This window comes from Caballeronia catudaia (genome assembly GCF_001544755.2).
Taxonomy (GTDB): Bacteria; Pseudomonadota; Gammaproteobacteria; order Burkholderiales; family Burkholderiaceae; genus Caballeronia; species Caballeronia catudaia.
Genome location: NZ_FCOF02000116.1, coordinates 1 through 2,102 on the forward strand (window position 1 = coordinate 1; position 2,102 = coordinate 2,102).

A 2,102-nucleotide genomic window follows, 5' to 3' on the forward strand; every position below is an offset into this window, starting at 1 on the left:
ACGCCTGCAGCCGAGGCGTCCCCATCCGCGGTATCTCCCGAGCAAGCCCGCTTCGACGCGGTGATGCAAGCCGACGGCAAGATCGAAGCGCAGGACTGGATGCCCGAGGCGTATCGCAAGACGCTGGTGCGCCAGATCTCGCAGCACGCGCATTCGGAGATCATCGGCATGCAGCCGGAGGGCAACTGGATCAGCCGCGCGCCGAGCCTCAAGCGCAAGGCGATCCTGCTCGCCAAGGTGCAGGACGAAGGCGGCCACGGTCTGTATCTGTATAGCGCGGCCGAAACGCTCGGCGTCTCGCGCGATCAGCTGGTCGCGGCACTGCACGCGGGCAAGGCCAAGTATTCGAGCATCTTCAACTATCCGACACCCACGTGGGCCGATGTCGGCGTGATCGGCTGGCTGGTCGATGGCGCCGCGATCATGAATCAGATTCCGCTGTGCCGCTGCACGTACGGCCCGTATGCGCGCGCGATGATCCGCATCTGCAAGGAAGAGTCGTTTCATCAGCGCCAGGGCTTCGACGCGCTGCTCGCGATGATGAAGGGCACGCAGGCGCAAAAGGACCTCGTGCAGCAGGCGGTGAACCGCTGGTGGTGGCCGGTGCTGATGATGTTCGGCCCGAGCGACAAGGACTCGATCCACAGCGGCCAGTCCTTCGCGTGGGGCATCAAGCGCATCTCCAACGACGACCTGCGTCAGAAGTTCGTCGATGCCACCGTCGAGCAGGCGAAGATTCTCGGCGTCACGCTGCCCGATCCGGATCTGAAGTGGAACGCCGCGCGCAACGCGCACGACTACGGCGAGATCGACTGGGAAGAATTCTGGCGCGTGGTCAACGGCGACGGCCCCTGCAACAAGGAGCGCCTCGCCACGCGCGTGAAGGCGCACGACGAGGGCGAATGGGTGCGCGAAGCCGCGCTCGCCTATGCCGAGAAACAGAAGGCGCGCGCGCATCGCGAAGCGGCGTAATCAGGAGACGAGAGAGATGAACAAGGAATGGCCGATCTGGGAAGTGTTCGTGCGCAGCAAGCAGGGACTGGATCACAAGCACTGCGGCAGTCTGCACGCGCCGGATGCGGGCGCGGCGTTGCGCATGGCGCGCGATGTCTACACGCGGCGTCAGGAAGGCGTGAGCATCTGGGTGGTGCCGTCGGCGGCGATCACCGCATCGGACCCGGCGGACAAGGGCGAACTGTTCGAGCCGGCGGGCGACAAGATTTATCGGCATCCGACGTTCTTCGTGCTGCCCGATGAAATCAATCATATGTGAGGCGCGATTCATGACACACGCGCATCAACATCTCGCTTACGTCTTGCGTCTTGCCGATAACGCCCTGATCCTCGGCCAGCGCAATGCCGAATGGTGCAGCCACGGCCCGGCGCTGGAAGAAGACATCGCGCTGGCGAACATCAGCCTCGATCTCATCGGTCAGGCGCGGCTGCTCTACACACATGCGGCCACGCTCGACGGCGCCAGCAAGACCGAAGACGATTACGCGTACTTCCGCAGCGAGCGCGAGTTCGCCAACTACACGATCGCGGAGTTGCCGCACTTCGGTCCGCTCGCGGGCACGGCGCGCGCCCAACGCGATTACGCGGTGACGATCGTGCGCAACTTCCTGTACTCCGCGCTGATGGCGCAGGTGTGGACGGCGCTGCAGGCGTCAAGCGATACGCAGCTCGCGGCGATCGCGGCGAAGTCGATCAAGGAGACAAGCTATCACCTGCATCACGCGCACGACTGGCTGGTGCGCCTGGGCGATGGCACGGACGAATCGCATCGGCGTATGCAGGCTGCGCTCGATTATCTGATGCCGTACACGCGTGAATTCTTCGTGACCGATGACATCGAACGCGCGGTGGCCGAAGCCGGCATCGCGCCGCTCGCAAGCGACTTCGAAGCGGCGTGGCGCGAGCAGGTGACATCGGCATTGGAAGAAGCGACGCTGCAAGCGCCCGCTGAAGTGAAGCACGTGAGCACGGGCAAGCTCGGCGAGCACTCGGAGCACATGGGCTATCTGCTGGCGGAAATGCAGAGCCTTGCGCGTCAACATCCGGGCGCGCGCTGGTGATGGATACCGTCAACGCCAACGCCAACG

Annotated in this window: 3 protein-coding genes; all 3 read left to right on the top strand. The window is 64.3% G+C overall.

Annotated features, from left to right (window positions below):
* Positions 1-972: 1,2-phenylacetyl-CoA epoxidase subunit PaaA (gene paaA / locus AWB75_RS36250; RefSeq protein ID WP_061128723.1), on the top strand; the 972-nt coding region annotated here is incomplete at its 5' end.
* Between the two features lie 16 nt (positions 973-988).
* Positions 989-1,273 carry a 1,2-phenylacetyl-CoA epoxidase subunit PaaB gene (gene paaB / locus AWB75_RS36255; RefSeq protein WP_016346499.1) on the top strand — a complete coding sequence of 95 codons (285 nt, stop codon included), beginning with the start codon at positions 989-991 and terminating at the stop codon, positions 1,271-1,273.
* A gap of 10 nt (positions 1,274-1,283) precedes the next feature.
* Positions 1,284-2,075: a 1,2-phenylacetyl-CoA epoxidase subunit PaaC gene (gene paaC, locus AWB75_RS36260; protein ID WP_061128722.1), complete on the top strand. Its 792-nt coding sequence runs from the start codon at positions 1,284-1,286 to the stop codon at positions 2,073-2,075.
* The last annotated feature ends 27 nt before the right edge of the window (positions 2,076-2,102 follow it).

What these genes read in the sequence shown, in the direction of transcription:
- paaB (WP_016346499.1), top strand. Translation starts at nt 989, where the DNA reads ATGAACAAGGAATGGCCGATCTGGGAAGTGTTCGTGCGCAGCAAGCAG.
- paaC (WP_061128722.1), top strand. Translation starts at nt 1,284, where the DNA reads ATGACACACGCGCATCAACATCTCGCTTACGTCTTGCGTCTTGCCGAT.